The 532-nt window shown below is 41.7% G+C and carries 1 protein-coding gene; it reads left to right on the plus strand.

Annotation, left to right across the window (positions count from 1 at the left end; all coding sequences use genetic code 11):
• The coding region (locus VNE01S_RS18810; protein WP_245649921.1) for a hypothetical protein at window positions 1–423 on the plus strand (423 nt) is incomplete at its 5' end.
• Window positions 424–532 lie beyond the last annotated feature (109 nt).

Below are 532 nucleotides of genomic sequence, written 5' to 3' on the forward strand. Positions count from 1 at the left end.
GGCGTTAGTTGCCAATCAAATTATCGAAAAAATGGGAAGGGAGGAAAGGACATGTTAAATCTAAAAAACGTAAAAATTGATAGATGTGGTACCGGAATAAGTGCTCCGAAAGACGCGCATATAAATGCCGATGGCCTTGAAATAACCAACACCCAAAAAGCCATCGAATTACGCGATCCTCCAAATTTAATGAAGTCACTTGGTTTACCTGAAAATACTCCACCGGAGTATCTAATCGACGCTATGAAAATTCTAGAAGGCAATCAAGACCTTCCAAGTAATGAACGAATTGATAGCTTGCAAAAATCATCACTGTTGCAGTGGTTAGGCACATCTGCTGATTTAGTAACTATAGGTACTGTGCTTCTTTCTGCCCAGGCTCAGGGGCTCATCTCATCAGCTTTAGAAAGGTTGCTCGGTTAAAAGGCAACTAACAAACAATTTAAGAGTGATTCGGCACGCGTGGCATTTTTACTATGCGTTGGTTTTAGTGATTAAGGCGGTATGCTGCGGCTTTGGTATTGCGTGCCTC

The organism is Vibrio nereis NBRC 15637 (genome assembly GCF_001591105.1).
Classification (GTDB): Bacteria; Pseudomonadota; Gammaproteobacteria; order Enterobacterales; family Vibrionaceae; genus Vibrio; species Vibrio nereis.